At 73.6% G+C, this 19,452-nt stretch carries 17 protein-coding genes; 12 read left to right on the plus strand and 5 right to left on the minus strand.

The window, feature by feature from the left end:
- The first annotated feature begins 27 nt into the window (after positions 1-27).
- Complete coding sequence (locus AB0I60_RS22595; RefSeq protein WP_360732657.1) at positions 28-504, plus strand: MarR family winged helix-turn-helix transcriptional regulator; 477 nt, start codon at positions 28-30, stop codon at positions 502-504.
- Here AB0I60_RS22595 and AB0I60_RS22600 read toward each other — a convergent pair.
- Positions 492-1,433, minus strand: a complete 942-nt coding sequence (locus tag AB0I60_RS22600) for a WYL domain-containing protein (RefSeq protein WP_360732659.1) — start codon at positions 1,431-1,433, stop codon at positions 492-494. The genes AB0I60_RS22595 and AB0I60_RS22600 overlap by 13 nt on opposite strands.
- Positions 1,434-1,552: 119 nt before the next feature.
- Here AB0I60_RS22600 and AB0I60_RS22605 point away from each other — a divergent pair, with 119 nt between their 5' ends.
- Positions 1,553-1,987, plus strand: coding sequence for a VOC family protein (locus AB0I60_RS22605; protein WP_360732661.1), 435 nt, complete (start codon positions 1,553-1,555; stop codon positions 1,985-1,987).
- Positions 1,988-2,003: 16 nt separating this feature from the next.
- Here AB0I60_RS22605 and AB0I60_RS22610 read toward each other — a convergent pair whose 3' ends face one another.
- Positions 2,004-3,494, minus strand: coding sequence for a carboxylesterase family protein (locus tag AB0I60_RS22610; RefSeq protein ID WP_360732662.1), 1,491 nt, complete (start codon positions 3,492-3,494; stop codon positions 2,004-2,006).
- A gap of 93 nt (positions 3,495-3,587) precedes the next feature.
- Here AB0I60_RS22610 and AB0I60_RS22615 point away from each other — a divergent pair, with 93 nt between their 5' ends.
- From AB0I60_RS22615 to AB0I60_RS22650, 8 genes are all read left to right on the plus strand, one after another.
- Complete coding sequence (locus tag AB0I60_RS22615) at positions 3,588-4,238, plus strand: TetR family transcriptional regulator C-terminal domain-containing protein (RefSeq protein WP_360732664.1); 651 nt, start codon at positions 3,588-3,590, stop codon at positions 4,236-4,238.
- 464 nt (positions 4,239-4,702) lie between these two features.
- Positions 4,703-5,716 (plus strand): tyrosine-type recombinase/integrase, encoded by a 1,014-nt coding sequence (locus tag AB0I60_RS22620; RefSeq protein WP_360732666.1) that lies wholly within the window; start codon positions 4,703-4,705, stop codon positions 5,714-5,716.
- 188 nt (positions 5,717-5,904) lie between these two features.
- Positions 5,905-6,606: a Ku protein gene (locus tag AB0I60_RS22625; RefSeq protein WP_360732668.1), complete on the plus strand. Its 702-nt coding sequence runs from the start codon at positions 5,905-5,907 to the stop codon at positions 6,604-6,606.
- Positions 6,607-6,724: 118 nt separating this feature from the next.
- Positions 6,725-7,642, plus strand: a complete 918-nt coding sequence (locus tag AB0I60_RS22630; protein WP_360732669.1) for a Ku protein — start codon at positions 6,725-6,727, stop codon at positions 7,640-7,642.
- Positions 7,643-7,652: 10 nt separating this feature from the next.
- Positions 7,653-9,119, plus strand: coding sequence for a non-homologous end-joining DNA ligase (ligD, locus tag AB0I60_RS22635; protein WP_360732671.1), 1,467 nt, complete (start codon positions 7,653-7,655; stop codon positions 9,117-9,119).
- Complete coding sequence (ligD, locus tag AB0I60_RS22640) at positions 9,091-9,993, plus strand: non-homologous end-joining DNA ligase (RefSeq protein ID WP_360732673.1); 903 nt, start codon at positions 9,091-9,093, stop codon at positions 9,991-9,993. The genes ligD (AB0I60_RS22635) and ligD (AB0I60_RS22640) overlap by 29 nt, the downstream gene beginning before the upstream one ends.
- A gap of 63 nt (positions 9,994-10,056) precedes the next feature.
- Positions 10,057-10,617: a GrpB family protein gene (locus tag AB0I60_RS22645; RefSeq protein ID WP_360732675.1), complete on the plus strand. Its 561-nt coding sequence runs from the start codon at positions 10,057-10,059 to the stop codon at positions 10,615-10,617.
- 140 nt (positions 10,618-10,757) lie between these two features.
- A complete protein-coding gene (locus AB0I60_RS22650) occupies positions 10,758-13,766 on the plus strand; it encodes a BTAD domain-containing putative transcriptional regulator (RefSeq protein WP_360732676.1) in 3,009 nt (1,002 codons plus the stop codon).
- A 136-nt stretch (positions 13,767-13,902) separates the two neighbouring features.
- Here the strand turns inward: AB0I60_RS22650 and AB0I60_RS22655 are convergent, their stop codons facing one another.
- From AB0I60_RS22655 to AB0I60_RS22665, 3 genes are all read right to left on the minus strand, one after another.
- On the minus strand, positions 13,903-14,583 hold the full coding sequence (locus tag AB0I60_RS22655; RefSeq protein ID WP_360732678.1) for a VOC family protein: 681 nt from the start codon (positions 14,581-14,583) through the stop codon (positions 13,903-13,905).
- Positions 14,584-14,657: 74 nt separating this feature from the next.
- Complete coding sequence (locus AB0I60_RS22660; protein ID WP_360732680.1) at positions 14,658-16,697, minus strand: EAL domain-containing protein; 2,040 nt, start codon at positions 16,695-16,697, stop codon at positions 14,658-14,660.
- A 91-nt stretch (positions 16,698-16,788) separates the two neighbouring features.
- Positions 16,789-17,145 (minus strand): hypothetical protein, encoded by a 357-nt coding sequence (locus tag AB0I60_RS22665; RefSeq protein WP_360732682.1) that lies wholly within the window; start codon positions 17,143-17,145, stop codon positions 16,789-16,791.
- 67 nt (positions 17,146-17,212) lie between these two features.
- Between AB0I60_RS22665 and AB0I60_RS22670 the strand changes: the two genes are divergently transcribed.
- Both AB0I60_RS22670 and AB0I60_RS22675 read left to right on the plus strand, forming a co-directional pair.
- Complete coding sequence (locus tag AB0I60_RS22670; protein WP_360732683.1) at positions 17,213-17,989, plus strand: glycerophosphodiester phosphodiesterase family protein; 777 nt, start codon at positions 17,213-17,215, stop codon at positions 17,987-17,989.
- Between the two features lie 61 nt (positions 17,990-18,050).
- Entirely contained in the window at positions 18,051-19,448 is a 1,398-nt protein-coding gene (locus AB0I60_RS22675) for an MFS transporter (RefSeq protein WP_360732685.1), read from the plus strand.
- Positions 19,449-19,452: the final 4 nt, after the last annotated feature.

Consider the following 19,452-nt stretch of genomic DNA (forward strand, 5'->3'; position numbering starts at 1 on the left):
TTACAACAGCGCTGTTACGTTAGGGGAGTGGCCGACAACCCCACCACCGACTTCCTCGGCACCCGCCTGCGACACCTCCTCGAACAACTCGACGCCGACCTCACCCGCACCTACGCCGACCTCGGCCTCCCCGGCTTCCGCCCCCGCTACACCCCGATCATCCGACTCGTCGACACCCAAGGCCCCCAGTCCATCCGCCGACTCGCCACCACCATCGGCGTCACCCACTCCGCCATCAGCCAGACCGCCAACCAGATGCGCCGCGACGGCTACGTCGAACTCCGCCCCGGCACCGACGCCCGCCACCGCATCGTCCACCTCACCGACCACACCCGGACCCTCCTGCCCACCCTCCACGCCGAGTGGAACGCCACCAACGCCGCCACCCGCCAACTCGACGCCGAACTCCCGCACCCCCTCAGCGAACTCGTCGAAGCCACCCTCCGAGCCCTCGCCGACAAGCCCTTCCACCACCGCGTCCACGACCACCTTCACACCCCGTGACACGCCACCAACTCCGCACCCAACCGCGCCAACTCCGCCCGCACCTCCACCGACCCCACCACCTCCGCCACCGCACCCCACCCCGCCAAGTGCTGCGCCACCATCAACGGCGTCGGAGCCCACACCCGCACCCGAGCCCGCCCACCCACCTCCTCCACCACCTCGCAGTGCCGCCCGAACTGCGCCCGCAACACCGACACCGACCCCACCGGCACCACCACCACGGCCACCGCCCCCCGCTGCCCGCCCTCGACCTCCGCCACCACCTCCTCCCACGCCTCCGCCAACCCGAACCCCTCCGGCCGCACCGCCTCCTCACCGGTCACCACCACCTCCACCACCCGATCCACCCGGAACGTCCGCCGCCCCGCCGCCGTACCCGCGACCAGGTACCAGAGGTCCCCCTTCACCACCAACCCCCACGGGTCCACCACCCGCACCGACGCCTCACCCGACCGCTTCGCGTACGACAACCGCACCCTCCGCCGACCCACCACCGCCCCCTGCAACACCTCCACCACCCCCGACCGACCCACCTCCGGCCCACCCCACCGCACCGGATCCACCACCACCGCACCCGCCGCCGCCCGCGCCCCCTCCCGGAACGTCTCCGGCAACGCCCGCACCAACTTCCGCAACGCCGACCGCACCTCACCCGACACCGCCGCCGCCGGCCCCACCAACAAGAACAACGCCTGCGCCTCCGCCGCCGACAACCCCGACAGGTCCGTCCGCGCCCCACCCACCAACCGCCACCCGCCACCCCGCCCCGCCTGCGGGTACACCGGCACCCCCGCCGCCGACAACGCCTCCAGGTCCCGCCGGGCCGTCGCCACCGACACCTCCACCTCGGCCGCCACCTCCGCCGCCGTCACCCGGCCACGCGCCTGCATCAACAACAACACCGCCACCAGACGATCCGCACGCATGAGCCACAGTCTCACCGACAAAGTGCTCACCAGATGAGCACTTCACCCCCGCACACTCACCCCACGACACACCGACCGGCACCCACACCGGCCGACCACCGAACCGGGGGAGACCCACCGTGCTGCGAGGCTTCACCACCGTCAGCTACCACGCCACCGACCTCGACGCCGCCGAGAACTGGTACACCCGCCTGCTGGGCATCGAGCCCTACTACCGCGTCCCCGGCAGCTACCTCGAATACCGCCTCGGCGACTACCACCACGAACTGGGCATCATCAACAGCGCCCACGCCCACCACGACGTCACCACAGGACCGGCCGGCCAGGTGATCTACTGGGCCGTCGACGACCTCGACGCCACCCTCGAACGCCTCCGCGAACTCGGCGCGACCCCGCACGCGCCACCCACGGACCACGGCGGCAACGGCTACGTCACCGCCGGCGTCCTCGACCCGTTCGGCAACATCCTCGGCGTCATGACCAACCCGCACTACGCCGCCACCCTCGCCGCCATCAAAGCCGGCACGCACTTCACCGACGAGCACGAGGCGTAGAAGCCGACCCCGACGATCACGAAAGATCGAACGGAACGGGGGAGTGGCCTTCCCAGATCCGGCGAGACGCCTCCTCCGGATACGGCACCGTCCTCGACTCGACGTCCAGGACGCGAGTGAGACGCCCACCGGGCCGGTGAGCCGACCAACCCGCGTCACCGGTGGCGACGAAGCGGACCCACACCTCCCGCAGTTCACGAGAAAGCGCGACAGCCTCGGTGTCGGGCTCCTCGCCGAGGAGCCCGACACCGATCGGACTGCCCAACGTGCCGAACGCCAAAGGCAGGTCGAGACTGTGACAGGCACCCAGGAGGCCACCCAGAACCGGAGCGACCCAGCACAGCTCGAACAGGTACGAAGTGCCACCGGCAGCGGCGTTCGCCTCGGCCAACTTCAGAGACGGCATCCGGAACAGGGCATCCGAGTACACCGCCTCCACCAACTCCTCCGGCCCCGCCAGCGGAAACGCAGCCCCGTAGGCCCCCGCGCCGCCAGGCTCCGGAGCGAGCAGTCCCAGAGCCGCGCGGGCGTCCTCCTCGGTGAACGTGCCATACCGGCCACCCACGACGCTGAAGTACCGGAACTCGTCCCGGGCGTGGCCGACCAGCAACTCGATCCCGCTCACACGCGCACCGGCCAACGCCGACCACGGCGTCTCCCGAAGAACCTCACCATCGACGACCGGGCAGAACGTGGTGCCGGCCTCCGCAAGACGCCCCCAGCGCTCCCGGTACGCACCGAGGCCGGCGTTGAAGGAGGTCAGCTCGGCGGCCAAGTGCCACGGGTCGACGTCACGCAGGGCCTCGGCGGTCGGACCCGCCACGCCGACCCGGCCCGCGAACACCGCAGCCACCTCCCGCGCCAGCGCAGGAGTGCCGACCAACCCCGGCACCGAATGCGCGATGGCCCGCCGGAACAGCCCACGCGCGGACTCCATCGTCAGCAGGGCGGCGACCGAACCCGCCCCGGCGGACACCCCGCCCACGGTCACCCGACCGGGATCGCCTCCGAAAGCGGCGATGTTGCGCTGCACCCACTCCAACGCCGCGACCTGGTCGAGGAAACCCCGGTTGGGCGGCGCACCGTCGAGGAACGCGAACCCCTCCACACCCACGCGGCAGTTGATGGTCACCACGACGACACCCGCACGGGCCAGCGCACCCGGGTCGTACACCGGGTCGCTCGACACCGCCGACAGGTAGCCGCCCACCGGAATCCACACCAGCACCGGCAGCCCCGCCGCGCCGGGATCCGGAGTCCCGACGTCGAGCGTCAACCAGTCGGTGCCCTGCGGGCGCACGTCGACCGGCAGGGACAACGGCACCACGGGGCCGAACTCGACCGCCTGCCGCGTCCCCTCCCAACGGTGTGGCGGCGCGGGCGCGGCGAAGCGGAGCGCTCCGACCGGAGGTCGGGCGTAGGGGATACCGCGGAACACCGCGTGCCCCTGCCGCCAACACCCCTGCACCACACCTTCCGTGGTCCGCACCTTCGGCTGATCGGACATGACAACCCCTTCCGGCCGGCAGCCCACGTTATGGGTCAGGTGTATTATGTCAAGCGTATTGAAACTTCCCAGGAGCACGGGGGAGGACCACCGATGCCGAAACAGGTGGATCACCGCGAACGCCGCGAAGCCATCGCCCGCGCACTGTGGCGCGTGGTCGAACAACGCGGCGTCGCACAACTGACGATGCGCGTGGTCGCCCAGGAGGCGGGCATGTCACTCGGACAGCTCCAGCACTACTTCGCCTCCCGGACCGCCATGCTCACCTTCGCCATGGACCTCGCCTCCGAACAGACCTCGGCACGCGTACACCGGGGGCTCGACAAGCTCGGCGACCGACCACATCCCCGTGACGTCCTGCGACTCACGCTCGCGGAAATGCTTCCCCTGCACGCCGACGCCCGCGCCACCAGCCGGATGAGCGCCGCCTACGTCCTGGAGGCGCTCCACGACGAGGCCGTGCACGAGCAGGCACGTCGCGGCCTCGTCCAAGGGCGGGCACTGGTCGAGCAGGTGATCCGCCAGGCGATCACCGACGGGCACATCGACCCCGGACGCGACCCGGGGACCGAGACCGACCTGCTCCTCGCCCTCACCGGCTTCACCACGCTGATCGAACTCGGCGTGATCGGGCCCCGGGACGCGCTCGCCGCAGTCGACGTGCACCTGGACCGACTGTTCGGCAGTGCAGGGGGCAGGACCGCCGAGGGGAGCGCCGGGCCGGTCCCGGAACGACTTACTTAACATAATGTCGATTATCGGCGTTGCGGTGACCTCAGTCGACCCGGCTCAAGAAACGTCACGTGACGTATCAACGGTGGTGTGGCCGGATGCCGCCGCAACGCCGACCAATCCGCCTCGGCGGCCGATGATCACGTCCTTGGGCTCGCCGCCGGCCGTCGTCCACGCCGTCCGGTGCGAACGTCTCGGCAACGGCGGCCCAGCACGTCGACAGGAGCGCGCCACGCGGGAACGACACGGCGGGACGCGGTCGGAGGTTCGCGGTGGTGCCGGAAGCGGTCGCATCCCCCGGTCGGCCGCCGACCCCCGCCGCCCCTCTTCCGGACCGATATTTGATGGATAATCGGCATTATCCATCAACCGTTGAATAGCACCGGGGTGTCGGCACGAGGGCGGTTGGTGCCGGTCGGGTGCGGTGGGTGCGGTGGTCGGTGCGGGCTCGGTGGCCGGTCCGGATTGTCGGTGGTGTGCGGTATGAAGATCCAATGCGAGTACTCGCCGCCCAGGAGTCGTTCTTCCTCGCCCGCCGCCCTCGGAAGGACTCCCCCCACACCACGGCCGCCTACCGGCGCGACCTGGCGGGGGTCACCGCGCTGCTCGCCGAGGTGTGCGCCACTCCCCCGGACGAGCTGGAGATCGCGCACCTGACGGCCGGGAACCTGCGCGCGGCGTTCGGGGTGTTCGCCGATTCGCACGCGAAGAGCTCGGTGTTGCGGGCGTGGTCGACGTGGAACCAGTTCCTGACGTTCTGCGTGGCGGAGGACCTGGTGCCGGGCAACCCGATGGGTGCGGTGGCGCGGCCGAAGACCCCTCCCCTGGTGCCGAAGCCGTTGCGGGGCGAGGACACGCCGGAGCGGTTGCTGACGGCGGCGGCGGGTGGTGCGCGGCAGGGGCGTGACCCGTGGCCGGAGCGGGACGTGCTGGTGTTGGCGCTGGGGTTGGTGGCGGGGTTGCGGTCGGCGGAGATGCGGACGTTGACGTTGGCGTCGGTGGCGGGTCGGCCGGGTGAGCGCCGGTTGCACGTGGCGGGCAAGGGGAACCGGGACCGGTCGGTGCCGATCGAGCCGGCGATGGACCGGATCATCGAGCAGTACCTGGGGTCGTGCCGGTCGCGGTTCCCGCAGGGGCGGTTCGACCGGGGGTCGGCGTTGGTGCGGGACCGGCACGGGGAGCCGATCGGGCGGGGTGGTCTGGAGTACCTGGTGCGGTCGTGCTTCCGGTGGGCGGGGTTGCACGACCGGGTGCCGTCGGGGGCGAACCTGCACGCGTTGCGGCACACGTTCGCCACGCGGTTGGCGGAGGACGGGGCGTCGGCGTCGGAGATCATGGCGTTGTTGGGGCACGCGTCGTTGGCGACGTCGCAGAACTACATCGAGGCGACGGCGCGGGAGCGGCGGGCGGCGGTGGCGGGGAATCGGACGTACGTGTCGTTGTCGCGGTTGCCGGGTCGGGATGGTGGGTCGGAGTCGGGGCGGGAGTAGTGCCGCTCGGTGGGTGGGTCGGCAGAAGACGGTGGCGGCCTGGTTGGTGACGAAGGACGAGGGGGCGGAGGTCCACTGGGTCGCGCCCGCACTGCGTACCGCGTACCGCACGTTTGCCGCCCCCGGTCGGTGTGGGCTGTCCGGGTGACGGGGGTGTTGTCGGGTTCGCACGGGTGTACGCAGGTGTCATGAGGGCGGTGTGGCGTGGTGCGGTGTCGTTCGGGTTGGTGACGTTCCCGGTGCGGTTGTTCTCGGCGACGGGGTCGCACGGGTTCCGGTTCCACCAGGTGCACCGGGTCGATGGCGGGCGGGTGCGGCATCGGCGGGTGTGCGGGGTGTGCGCGCAGGAGGTGCCGTTGGCGGAGGTGGTGAAGGGGTTCGAGCTGCCGGACGGGCGGGTGGCGTTGTTCGAGTCGGCGGAGTTGGCGGGGGTGCCGGTGGCGTCGGCGCGGACGATGGAGGTGGTGCAGTTCGCGCGGGTGGACGAGGTGGACCCGGTGTTCTTGGACCGGTCGTTCTTCGTGGAGCCGGAGCCGTCGGCGGTGGGGTCGTACTGCTTGTTGCGGGATGCGTTGGAGCGGGCGTTGCGGGTGGCGGTGGTGAAGGTGGCGATCCGGCGGCGGGAGTCGGTGGGGGTGGTGCGGCCGAGGGGTCGGGTGTTGGTGTTGCAGACGTTGTTGTGGCCGGACGAGGTGCGGGAGCCGGAGTTCGGGGTGTTGGACGTGGTGGTGCGGCCGGGGTTGCCGGAGGTGCGGGTGGCGGCGGCGTTGGTGGATGCGATGACGGCGGGGTTGGACCTGTCGGTGTTCTCGGACGGGTATCGGGAGGCGCTGGCGGGGTTGATCGAGGCGCGGGCGGCGGGGGTGGTGAGCGGGGTCCGGGAGGAGTAGGGGTTGGGCTGTTCGGGGGTGGTGGGGTGGGTTCGGTGGGTGGTGTGCCGTGCCTGCTGTTGGTCCGTTCGGGTGACGTGGTGGTGCGGGATGTCGTGCGGGCGGGTACGCACGTGGGATGAGGTCCGTGTGGCGCGGGGCGATCTCCTTCGGGCTGGTGACGATCGGTGTCCGGTTGTACACGGCCACGGAGGAGCACGATTTCCGGTTTCACCAGGTGCACCGGGAGGACGGTGGGCGGATCCGCTACAAGCGGGTGTGCCAGGTGTGCGGTGAGGAAGTGGCGTTCGCGGACATCGCGAAGGGCTACGAGCTCGATGACGGCCGGATGGTGGTGATGGAGGCCGAGGACTTCGAGAAGTTGCCGGTGAACACCGATCACGCGATCGACGTGCTGGAGTTCGTGCCGGTGGAGGAGATCGATCCGATCTACTTCCAGAAGTGCTACTACCTGGAGCCGGACAAGGCGGCGGCGCGGCCGTACGTGCTGTTGCGGACGGCGTTGGAGAAGTCGGGCCAGTTGGCGGTCGTGAAGATCACCATCCGGCAGCGGGAGACGTTGGCGATGTTGCGGGCCCGGGAGGACCTGCTGGTGATGCACACGATGTTGTGGCCGGACGAGGTGCGCAAGCCGGAGTTCGACTTCCTCGACGGTGACATCGAGGTGCGTCCGCAGGAGTTGCGGATGGCGTCGTCGTTGGTGGAGAGCATGGCGGGGTCCTTCGACCCGGGTGAGTTCACCGACGACTACACGGGGGCGTTGCAGAAGTTGATCGAGGCGAAGGCGGAGGGTGCGGAGCTGCCGGAGCGGCCGGAGTCGGAGGACACGGGTGAGGTGATCGACTTGATGACGGCGTTGGAGCGCAGCGTGGAGCAGGCGCGGTCGGCGCGGGGCGAGTCGGGTCGCAAGTCCTCGTCGCGGTCGTCGGGTGGGAAGTCGTCCCGGTCCTCGCGCTCGTCGGGGTCTGCCGGGTCGAAGTCGGGTGGGAAGGCGGCGGGGAAGGCCGCGCCGAAGAAGAAGGCGAAGCCCGCGTAGGGGGCGCGCAGTGTCCGGGGACTTGTCGGAGTACCGGCGCAAGCGGGCGGCGGGGCGGACGCCGGAGCCGTTGCCGGCGGAGGGTGGTCCGCTCCCCCACGGCGCCGACGACACGTTCGTGATCCAGGAGCACCACGCGTCGAGCCTGCACTGGGACGTGCGGTTGGAGCGGGGCGGGGTGCTGGTGTCGTGGGCGGTGCCCAAGGGGTTGCCGGCGGAGCCGGGGACGATCCGGTTGGCGGTGCGCACGGAGGACCACCCGGTGGAGTACGCGTCGTTCGAGGGGGTGATCCCGAAGGGCGAGTACGGGGCGGGGCGGATGTTCGTGTGGGACCGGGGTCGGTACGAGACGGTGAAGTGGGGTGACCGCGAGGTCGACGTGGTGCTGCACGGGTCCCGGGTGGAGGGTGAGTTCGTGTTCTTCCGGCGCGGGTCGTCGGGGCGGGACTGGATGGTGCGGCGGCGGCACGAGGCGGCGCGGCCGGACTGGGTGCCGTTGCCGGAGGCGGTGGCGCCGATGTTGGCGACGGCGGCGGCGGGGTTGCCGGCGCGGTCCGGGGAGTACGCGTTCGAGTTCAAGTGGGACGGGGTGCGGGTGGCCGCGCGGGTGGAGGGCGGCCGGGTGCGGTTGGTGTCGCGGTCGGGGGCCGACGTGACGGCGGTGTACCCGGAGTTGCAGGCGTTGGGCGGGGCGTTGGGGTCGACGCAGGTGCTGCTGGACGGCGAGGTGGTGGCGTTCGCGGGCGGGCGGCCGAGTTTCGGGGCGTTGCAGCAGCGGTGGCACGCGAGCGGGGCGCAGGCGCGGCGGTTGGCGGCGCGGCTGCCGGTGACGTTCCTGGTGTTCGACGTGCTGCACCTGGACGGGGTGGCGACGGTGGGGTTGCCCTACCGGCGGCGGCGGGAGCTGTTGGAGGGGTTGGGGTTGGCGGGGCGGCACTGGGTGGTGCCCCCGTCGTTCCCGGGTGCGGGCGCGGAGGTGCTGGCGGCGAGCCGGGAGCAGGGGTTGGAGGGGGTGGTGGCCAAGCGGCTGGACTCGCCGTACGCGCCGGGTGTGCGCTCGCCGTGGTGGTTGAAGATCACCGAGGTGGTGGCGCAGGAGGTGGTGATCGGCGGGTGGCGGCCGGGTGGGGGTCGGCGTGAGGGGTTGGTGGGGTCGTTGTTGCTGGGGGTGCCGGACGGGGAGGGTCTGGTGTTCGTGGGGTCGGTGGGGACGGGGTTCGGCGACGAGGAGCTGCGGGGGTTGACGCGGCGGTTGCGGGGGCTGGAGGTGTCGGGGTCGCCGTTCGCGTCGGAGGTGCCCCGGGAGCGGGCGCGGGGTGCGCGGTGGGTGCGTCCGGTGCTGGTGGGCGAGGTGGTGCACCGGCAGTGGACGGCGGAGGGGCGGATGCGGTTCCCGACGTGGCGGGGGTTGCGGCCGGATCGGGTGCCGGAGGAGGTGCGTCGGGTCGGTGTCGGGGACGGTGGTGCGGGTCGGTGAGCGGCGGGTGCGGCTGACCAACCTGGACAAGGTGCTCTACCCGGAGGCGGGGTTCACCAAGGCCGAGGTGATCGACTACTACACGCGGATCGCGCCGGTGCTGCTGCCGCACCTGGCGGGGCGGCCGGTGACGGTGCGGCGGTTCCCGGACGGGGTGGGCGGGGGGTCGTTCTTCGAGAAGAACGCGCCGTCGCACGTGCCGGAGTGGGTGCGCACGGTGCGGATCCCGACGCCGGGGTCGTCGCGGGGTGCGGAGTTCCTGGACTTCGTGGTGGTGCAGGAGTTGGCGACGCTGGTGTGGTTGGCGAACGCGGCGGCGTTGGAGCTGCACGTGCCGCAGTGGGTGGTGGGTGCGCGCGGGGCGCGGCGCTCCCCCGACCTGGTGGTGTTCGACCTGGACCCGGGTGCGCCGGCGACGGTGGTGGAGTGCTGCCGGGTGGCGGAGCGGGTGCGCGCGGTGCTGGAGGGTGACGGGTTGTCGCCGGTGGTGAAGACGTCGGGGTCGAAGGGGTTGCAGGTGTACGCGCGGGTGCGGGTGTCGTCGCCGGAGCGGCCGGTGCGGTACGCGGAGGCGGTGGCGCGGCGGTTGGCGGCGGAGTCGCCGGGCGAGGTGGTGTGGTCGATGGCGCGGGCGTTGCGGCCGGGCAAGGTGTTGGTCGACTGGTCGCAGAACAACCCGGCGAAGACGACGGTGGCCCCGTACTCGTTGCGGGCGCGGGAGGTGCCGTCGGTGTCGGCCCCGGTGACGTGGGCGGAGGTGCGGGGGTGCCGGTCGCCCGGGGACCTGGTGTTCGTGGCCGACGAGGTGCGGGCGCGGGTGGAGCGGGACGGGGACCTGTTCGCGTTGGGCGATCCGGCGCGGTTGCCGGGTTGAGTGCCTTGTCCTGGACGACTGCCCGTTTCCGGGTGGGCGGTGTCGGTGTCGGGAGGGGTGGTCGTGGACGGTTCGGGGACGGCGGGTGTGGTGCCGGCGCGCGCGGGTGGCCGGGTGGTGTTGGCGGAGTACGACCCGGCGTGGCCCGCGTTGTTCGAGCGGGAGGCGGCGCGGGTGCGGGCGGCGCTGGGCGGGGCGGTGGCGGCGCTGGAGCACGTGGGGTCGACGTCGGTGCCGGGGTTGGCGGCGAAGCCGGTCGTGGACGTGCTGCTGGTGGTCGGCGACTCCTCCGACGAGTCCGGCTACGTGCCGGCGCTGGAGGCGGCCGGGTACGTGGTGCGGGTGCGGGAGCCGGAGTGGCACGAGCACCGGATGTTCAAGGGCCCGGACACGGACGTGAACCTGCACGTGTTCTCGGCGGGCGACTCGCAGGTGCGCTGGATGCTCGCGTTCCGCGACCGGCTGCGCACCCACCCCGGCGACCGGGCGCGCTACGAGGCGGTCAAGCGCGAGCTGGCGGGGCGGGAGTGGGAGTCGGTGCAGGACTACGCGGATGCGAAGAACGCGGTGGTGGACGAGATCATGGCGCGGGCGGTGCCGGACGGTTCGCTGACCCGCGACTGAGGGCGCACTCCCCCTGCGGGTCGGGTCGCCGGTCCGGGAGCGCCGGAGGCTGTGATCTTCGGCGGCGGGTCCCGCGTTCGGCGGGTCCGGCCGGGGATTCCGCGTCGGTGGGGCCGGTGGGTGGGGAACAATTCCGGCGCGTGAGGTTCGGTGTGCTCGGTCCGATGGTGGTGCGGCGCGGCGACGGGACGGAGGTCCGGGTCGGCGGGCCGGGGTTGCGGGCGTTGGTGGCGGTGCTCGCGGTCGACGCCGGGCGGGTGGTCGGGGTGGACCGGCTGGTCGACGCCCTGTACGGGGACGCGCCGCCGCCGGGGGTGGGCAACGCGGTGCAGTCGCGGGTGTCGCGGTTGCGGGCGGTGCTCGACGTGCCGGTCGAGCGGTCGGCTGCCGGGTACCGGCTGGTGGTGGACCCCTCCGAGGTGGACGCGGTGCGGTTCGAGGAGCTGCTCGCGCGCGGGTTGCCGGGTGAGGCGCTGGCGCTGTGGCGGGGGCCGGCGCTGCGGGACGTCGGCGAAGCGCCGTTCGCGCCCGTGCTGGCCGCGCGGTGGGAGGAGTTGCGGCTGCGGGCGGTGGAGGAGCACGACGTGGCGTCGGTGGCGGTGCTGCGGGAGCTGGTGGAGGGGTTCCCGCTGCGCGAGCGGCTGGTCGCCCGGCTGGTGCGGGCCCTGCACCGGGAGGGGCGGCAGGCGGAGGCGCTGGCGCTGGTGGACCGGACGCGGCGGGTGCTGGCCGAGGAGTTGGGCGCGGACCCGTCGCCCGAGCTGGCCGACGCGCACCTGGAGGTGGTGCGCGGGCAGCGGGCGCCGGCGCGGCACGTGCTGCCCGCGCAGCTGACCAGTTTCGTGGGGCGCGCGCGGGAGGTGCGGCTGGTCGCGGAGGCGGTGGCGGCGGGCCGGCTGGTGACGCTGTCGGGTCCGGGCGGTGCGGGCAAGACCCGGTTGGCGGTGGAAGTGGCGTCGGCCGACCCGGGTGAGGTGTTCTTCGTGGACCTGGCCCCGCTGGGGGTGGGCGGGGACGTGCCCCGGGCGGTGGTGGCGGCGCTGGGGTTGCGGGAGGACGGCCTGCGCTCGACTTCGTCCCCGGTCGAGCGGCTGGTCGCGGCGCTGGCCGAGCGGCGGGTGCTGGTGGTGCTGGACAACTGCGAGCACGTGGTCGCCGACGCGGCGGCGCTGGTGGGCCGGTTGTTGGCGGCGTGCCCGGGGTTGCGGGTGCTGGCGACCAGCCGGGAGGCGCTGGGGATCACCGGGGAGGCGGTGCGGCCGGTGCCGCCGCTGCCGGTGGACGACCTGGACTCCCCCGGGGTGCGGCTGTTCGCCGACCGGGCGGCGGCGGTGAACCCGTCGTTCGCGGTGGACGCGGTGTCGGGGCCGCTGGTGGTGCGGATCTGCCGGGCGCTGGACGGGATGCCGCTGGCGATCGAGCTCGCGGCGGCGCGGGTGCGGTCGCTGCCGCTGGCGGAGGTGGCGGCCCGGCTGGGCGACCGGTTCCGGCTGTTGTCGCGCGGGTCGCGGGCGGTGGCGGCGCGGCACCGGACGCTGCACGCGGTGGTGGAGTGGTCGTGGGACCTGCTCGACGCCGAGGAGCAGGCGGTGGCCCGTCGGCTGACGGTGTTCGCCGGCGGCGCGACCGTGGAGTCGGCGGCGGCGGTGTGCGCGGTGGCGGGCACGGACGAGCTGCTGCCGTCGCTGGTGGACAAGTCGCTGGTGGAGGTGTCGGGGACGCGGTTTCGAATGCTGGACACGATCCGGGAGTTCTGCGCGCGGCGGCTGGTGGAGGCGGGCGAGCGCGACCGGGTGCGGCGGGCGCACGCCGAATGGCTGCTGGAGCTGGCGGTGCGGGCCGCGCCGCACCTGCTGCGCGGTGAGCAGGTGCAGTGGGTGGCGCGGTTGGCCGCCGAGCACGAGGAGTTCACCGCCGCCGTGCGGTGGGCGGCGGGCGCGGACCCGGCGCTGGCGTTGCGGCTGGTGGCGGAGCTGGGCTGGTACTTCTGGCTGCGGGGGCTGCGGTCGGAGGGCGCGCTGCTGGCCGGGGAGGTGGTGGCGGCGGTCGGCCCGACCGCTCCCCCGGGCCTGGCCGAGGAGTACCTGCTGTGCGCGTTGAACGCCTCCTCGACCGGCACGCGCGAGGAGGCGCTGCCGGGCGCGCCCTCGCCCAAGCAGCTCGCGCCGGAGCCGGAGCTGTTCCAGGGGCCGCCGACCCGGCCGTACCTGACGATGCTGTGGGGCATGGCCTACGGGGTGCCGGACGTGGAGGGCCCGTCGCTGGACGCGCGCCGGACCCTGCTCGGGCCCGACCCGTGGTCGGCCGCGCTCGGGCTGCTGGGGATGGGCGTGCAGTACCAGTACGCGGGCCGGGTGGCGCAGGCGCGGGAGGCGCACGCGCGGGCGCTGGAGGGGTTCCGGGCGCTGGGCGAGCGGTGGGGCGCGTCGGTGGCGTTGACGCAGCTCGCGGAGCTGGCGCAGGGCGACGGGGACGTCGACGCGGCCGTGGTGTTCCTGGACGAGGCGCTGGAGCTGTCGGCCGGGTTCGGGGCGACCGAGCACATCTCGACCATGCTGGTGCGGCGGGCGCAGTGGGCGTGCCACCGGGGCGGGTTCGACGCGGCGCGCGCCGACCTGGAGCGCGCGGCGGAGCTGGCCCGGTCGCAGGGCGCGGTGGGGACGCTGGCGGAGGTGTGGCTGGGGATGGCGGAGGTCTGCCGGTACCGGGGTGACCTGGCCGGGGCGCGCGGGTGGTGCGCGGAGGCGCTGCGGGTGTGCCCGTCGGGGTGGTTCGGGCCCGAGGAGGTGCGGGCGCTGATCGACGTGGCGCTGGCCCGGCTCGCGCTGGCCGACGGCGACCGGGCCGGGGCGCGGGCCGCGCTGGACCGGGCGGTGGCCTCGGGCGCGGAGTGGAACAACCCGGTGGTGGTGACGCGGTCGGCCGACGCGCGGGCGGCGCTGGCCCTGGCCGAGGGGGACGCGCGGGGCGCGGCGCTGCTGGCGGGCGCGGCGTCGGGGCTGCGCGGCGCGGTGGCGGGGCCGGACCCGGACGTGGCGCACGTGCGGCGGCAGGCCCGTGCCGTGCTGGGCGACGAGCGGTTCGAGGCGCTGTGGGCGCGTGGCGCGGCACTGGACCGGGACGGGGTGCTCGAGGCGCTCCGCGCGTGACCGGCACCCCCGACCGGTGGACACCCCGGCCCGTCAAGAACGCCGGTGGACACCAGGGCCGGTGGACGCCGGCACCTCCGGCCCGCCGGGATGGAGGACTGGGGTTCCCGCTCCCCCCGTCCCGGCGGCGCGGGGGTCAGGTGCTGTGCCAGGAGCCGCCCCAGCCGGGCGGGTCCTGCAGGACGGCGAACCGCGCGCCCGCCGGGTCGGCGAGCGTGGCCACCAGCCCGGCCGGCACCTGCTCCGGCGGTGTGAGCACCCGGCCGCCGGTCTCGGACGCGACTGTCGCGGCCTTGTCCGCGTCGGGCACCGCGAAGTGGCACAACCAGCGCCCTGCCGCTGCACCGCCGCTGGAGATGTCCGGCGCGCGCCCGGCGACCGCGCGCCCCTCCACGTCGTAGACCGACGACGGCTCGCCCGGGGTGCGGCTGACCCACCCCAGCTCCCCGGCCCAGTCGTCGGCCCGATCGTCGTCCCCGTCGTCCCCGGCCTGTCCGGTGCACACCACCCAGCACGGCTCGCCCGCGCGCGGCGGCGGCGCCCACGGCCCGTGCAGCACCCGCCCCCGGTCGACCGACGCGCCCTCGCACAGCCCGCGCGGGTCCGGTCCGGCGAACACGACGTGGAAGCCGTCGCCACCGGGCCGCACCCGCAGGGCCAGCCGGTCGCCGACCCAGCCGGAGAACACCCCGTCCGGTTCGGCGATGACGACCCAGCCGAGCAGGTGGGCGTAGAAGTCGGCGACCGGTTCGGGGTCGGCGGTGGTCAGCTCGACGCGGCGCACACCGCGCACGGGGCTGCTGGAAGGACCGGTCACGGGGTTCCCATCGGCGGCGGGGCGATCAGGGGCGGAGGAACGGCGAAACAAGAGCGGTGCGGGGTCGGACGTGATCAGGAGCGCGCCCCATCCTCCGCACCTGCCGGCGGTGGCGACAATGCTCCGTTCGGAGCCACCGGGTCGGCCGAAAGGATCCGCGCCAGCGGCACCGGCCGACCCAGGTGGAAGCCCTGCCCAACCCGCACCCCCAGGCCGATCAGGGTGGTGACCTGCGCCGGGCGCTCCACCCACTCCGCGACCGCCGAGAGCCCCAGGCCCCGCGCGATCTCCACGATCCCCGACACCAGCACCGCGTCCGTCGAGCGCTCGTCGATCCCGCGCACGAACTCGCCGTCGATCTTGATCCCGGTGATCGGCAGGTGCTTGAGGTGCACGAACGACCCGAACCCGGACCCGAAATCGTCCAGCGTGATCCGGCAGCCGAACCCGCGCAGCTGCACGGCCAGGGCCCGCGCGGCGTCGAGGTTCGTCACCGCCGCCGTCTCGGTGATCTCCAGGCCCAGCCGGCCCGGCGCGACCCCGGCCGTGGCCAGCCGGTCGAGCACGAACCCGCCGAAGTCCTCGTCCTCCAGCGTCCGGCCGGACACGTTGACGTTGAACCGCAGGTCCAGGTGCGGGTGGCGGACCAGCACGTCGATCGCCGTGGACAGCACCCACCGGTCGATGTCGAGCACCAGGTTCGAGCGCTCCGCCTCCGGCAGGAACTCCGCCGGGCCCAGGCGCGGCTCCTGGCCGTCCTCCAGGCGCAGCAGCAGCTCGTGGCCCAGCGTCCGGCCGGTCGACAGCTGCACCATCGGCATCGCGTGCAGCGCCAGGCCGCCGCCGTCCAGCGCCGCCCGCACCCGGTCCAGCACCGACACCCGCTTCGCGGTGTCGGCGTAGTGGCCCGGCTCGTACACCGTCACCCGGTCCCGGCCCGCCGCCTTCGACGCGTACAGCGCCAGGTCCGCGTTGGCCAGCACCAGCTCCCACGTGTCACCGGCCCCGTACTCGGCCACCCCGGTCGACACCGTCACCCGCGCCGACGCCGCCACCAGCGGCAGCGACGCCACCGCGTCGCGCAGCCCGTCCGCGACCAGCGCCGCCTCGGCCGCCGAGCAGCCCGGCAGCACCACCGCGAACTCGTCACCGCCCAGCCGGCCGATCGTCTGCGCCCCCGACAGCCGCGACCGCAGCGCGCCCGCCAGCGCCTTCATCAACCGGTCGCCCACCGCGTGCCCGCGCAGGTCGTTGACGTCCTTGAAGTTGTCCAGGTCCAGCAGCAGCAGCGCGCCCGTGCCGCCCGCGCCCAGCCGGCGCTCCAGCTCCCGGGTCACCGCCCGCCGGTTCGCCAACCCCGTCAACGGGTCCTGCTCGGCCAGCGCCAGCAGCTCGTCGTGCACCCGCCGCGCGCGGGTCACGTCGTGCGCGCTGCCCAGCATCCGCGCCGGCCGGCCGTCCTCGCCCGCCTCCACCTCGCCGAAGCACTGCAACCAGCGCTGCGCGGACCGGTCGGCCGACACCATCCGGTGGGTGAAGGAGAACCCCGCACCCGAGCGCAGCGCCTCCTCCAGCACCGCCCGCACCGCCGCCAGGTCCTCCGGGTGCACCAACGCCGCGTAGGCGTCGAGGTCCATCACGGTGCCCGGCGCGAACCCGAACATCTCCAGCAACGACTCCGACCACACGACCCGGTCCTCGGCGATGTGCCACTCCCAGGTGCCCATCCGGCCCGTCACCTGCGCCAGGCGCAACGCCTCCGCCTCGTGCGCGGCCTCCATCTCGCGGTCCCGCCACGCCGTCACGTCCGCCACCTGGTACAGCAGCCCGCCGGGCCCGCCGTCGCGGTCCCACGGCCGGCAGGTCACCTCCAGCCACCGGTGCCCCTCCCGGTACGCGGCGGGCGCCAGCAGCGCCAGACCCGGCCGGGGCCGGTCGGGCACACCCGGCAGCAGCGCGGGCAGCGACCGGCCCACCGCGCGGTCCACCGCGACACCCAGGACCTCCGCCAACGCCGGGTTCACCCAGCGCAGCACGCCCTCGCCGTCGGTCACACCGAAACCCACACCGGCCCGGTCGAGCACCTCCCGGTGCCACGCGCCGTCGCCGTCCACGAACCCTCCTCGCCACCCCGCCGGCCATGATGGTGGAGCCCGCGCGCACCGGGCAAGCCGACAACCCGCCGGGCGCCCGGCGGGGCCGGGCTCAGCGCAGCCGCTCCAGACCGCGCGCCGTGCGCGCCAGCTCCTGCGCCAACCGGCCCAGCTCCTCGGCACCCGCCCCGTCCGACGCCGCCGTCGCCACGTCCTCCGCCGCGCACCGCACCTGGAACAACCGGTCCTGCAGGTCGGCCAGCTCCGCCGCCGACAGCACCACCGCGTCCTCCGGCAGCCCGCCCCGCTGCACCGCCGCGCGCCGCTCGTAGGCCCGCTGCCGGCACGGCTGCGCGCAGTACCGGCGCGGACGCCCGATCCGGCCGCTGTCGGGCAGCCGACGGCCACACCAGGCGCAATGCCTGGCCTCCTCCCGACGCGACGCGACGGCCCCGGTCACCAGCTCCATGGCGCGCGACGGTATCCCGCTACCCACCGGTCACCCCCACGCCACGCCGCCAAGGCAGACTCCACCCGTGACCGCGAACCACCCGTACCTGTCCGGACCCCACCCGAGGCCCTACGCCCACCGGGGCTGGCACCTCGACGACCTGGACGGCATGGAGAACTCCCTCGCGGCGTTCCGGCGCGCGGCCCGGGAGGGCTACCGCTACCTGGAGACCGACGTGCACGCCACCGCCGACGGCGTCGTCGTCGTCCACCACGACGACACCCTCGACCGCACCACCGACGGCGTCGGCCCGGTCGCCGCCCAACCCTGGTCCGCCGTCTCCCGCGCCAAGGTCGGCGGGCGCGAACCCGTCACCCGGCTCGCCGACCTGCTCGAAGAGCTGCCCGACGCGCTGCTCAACGTCGACGTCAAAGCCGACCACGCCGTGCAGCCCGTCGTCGACCTGCTGCACGCCGCCAAGGCCCTGCACCGGGTGTGCCTGGCCTCCTTCTCCGACGCCCGCCTCGCCCGCCTGCGCGCGCTCGCCGGACCCGACCTGATGACCTCCATGGGCCCCCGCTCGGCCGGTGCGCTGTGGGCCTGCGGACGGGTGCCCGCGCTGCGCCTGCCGGTCGCCGGCCGCATCGCCCAGGTGCCCGCCACCCAGGGCCGCCTCACCGTCGTGGACGGCCGGTTCGTCCGCGCCGCCCACCACCGGGGCCTGGAGGTCCACGTGTGGACCGTCGACACCGCCGACCGCATGACCGCCCTGCTCGACACCGGCGTCGACGGCCTGGTCACCGACCGGCCCGACGTGCTGCGTGACGTGCTCACGGCGCGCGGGCAGTGGGCGGGCGGCTGATCGGCAACAGCTTGGCGGTGATCACCACGGCCACCCGGACGGGGAAGTACAGTCCCCGCCCATGAGCGTGGCCGACAGCCCTGCACCCGCGACCGACCGCAAGCGGGAACAACGCGGATGGATCTGGTACGACTGGGCCAACCAGGTCTTCCCCACATCCGTGATCACCGTCTTCCTCTCCGGCTACCTCACCGCCGTCGCCAAGGAGGCCGCCCGCGAGGACGTCGCCCGCAACGGGCCCGACGCGTGCGCCGCCAGTTCGCTGCAGCAGTGCGACATCGCGGTGTTCGGCGGCCACGTCCCGGCCGGGTCCCTGTGGGGCTACCTGCTCTCCATCGCCACCGTCGTCCAGGTGCTCGTGCTGCCGATCATGGGCGCGATCGCCGACCGCACCCAGAACAAGCGGCGGATGCTCGCCGGCACCGCGTTCACCGGGGCCGCCGCCACCGCCGCCCTCGCCCTCGTCGGCGGCACCAACTGGCAGCTCGGCATCGCCCTGTTCATCCTCGCCAACATGAGCTACGGCTCCTCGGTCGTCGTCTACTACGCGTTCCTGCCCGAGATCGCCACCCCCGACGAGCGCGACGCCGTCTCCTCGCGCGGCTGGGCCTTCGGCTACCTCGGCGGCGGGCTCGCGCTCGCCGTCCAGCTCGGCCTGTTCATCGGCCACGACGCCGTCGGCATCGGCGAAGCCGTCGCCGTGCGCATCGGGTTCGTCCTGTCCGGCCTGTGGTGGGCCGCGTTCACCCTCATCCCGCTCAAGCGCCTCAAGCGCCACCAGGAACCCCACGGCGGCGAGTCCGGCGCGTCGGTGATCACCGCCGGGTTCCGCGAACTGCGCCAGACCCTGCGCCAGGCCAAGACCTTCCCGCTCACCCTGGCCTTCCTGGGCACCTACCTGATCTACACCGACGGCATCGCCACCGTCGCCAACGTCTCCGCCCAGTACGGCCGCGACGAGCTCAAGCTCGACGAGACCGTGCTCATCGCCACGATCCTGATCGTGCAGTTCGTCGCCTTCGCCGGAGCCGTCATCCACGGCCGGATGGCCCGGCGGTGGGGCGCCAAGCGCACCATCATGACCAGCCTGCTGGTGTGGATCGGGGTCATCGCCGCGGCCTACTTCGTCCAGGCCGGCCAGCAGGTCCAGTTCTACCTGCTCGCCGTCGGCATCGGCATCGTCCTGGGCGGCACCAACGCGCTGTCGCGCTCGCTGTTCTCCCAGATGATCCCGCCCGGCCGCGAGGCCCAGTACTTCTCCCTCTACGAGGTCGGCGAGCGCTCCACCTCGTGGCTGGGCCCGCTGGTGTTCGCCGGCGTCGGCCAGGCCACCGGCTCGTTCCGGCTCGCGATCATCTCGCTGGTCGTGTTCTTCGTCGTCGGGTTCGTGCTGATGATCTTCGTGCCGGTGCGCAAGGCCATCACCGAGTCCGGCAACCCGGTGCCCGCCAAGGTGTGACCCG

The sequence above is a fragment of the Actinosynnema sp. NPDC050436 genome, from assembly GCF_040655415.1.
GTDB lineage: Bacteria > Actinomycetota > Actinomycetes > Mycobacteriales > Pseudonocardiaceae > Actinosynnema.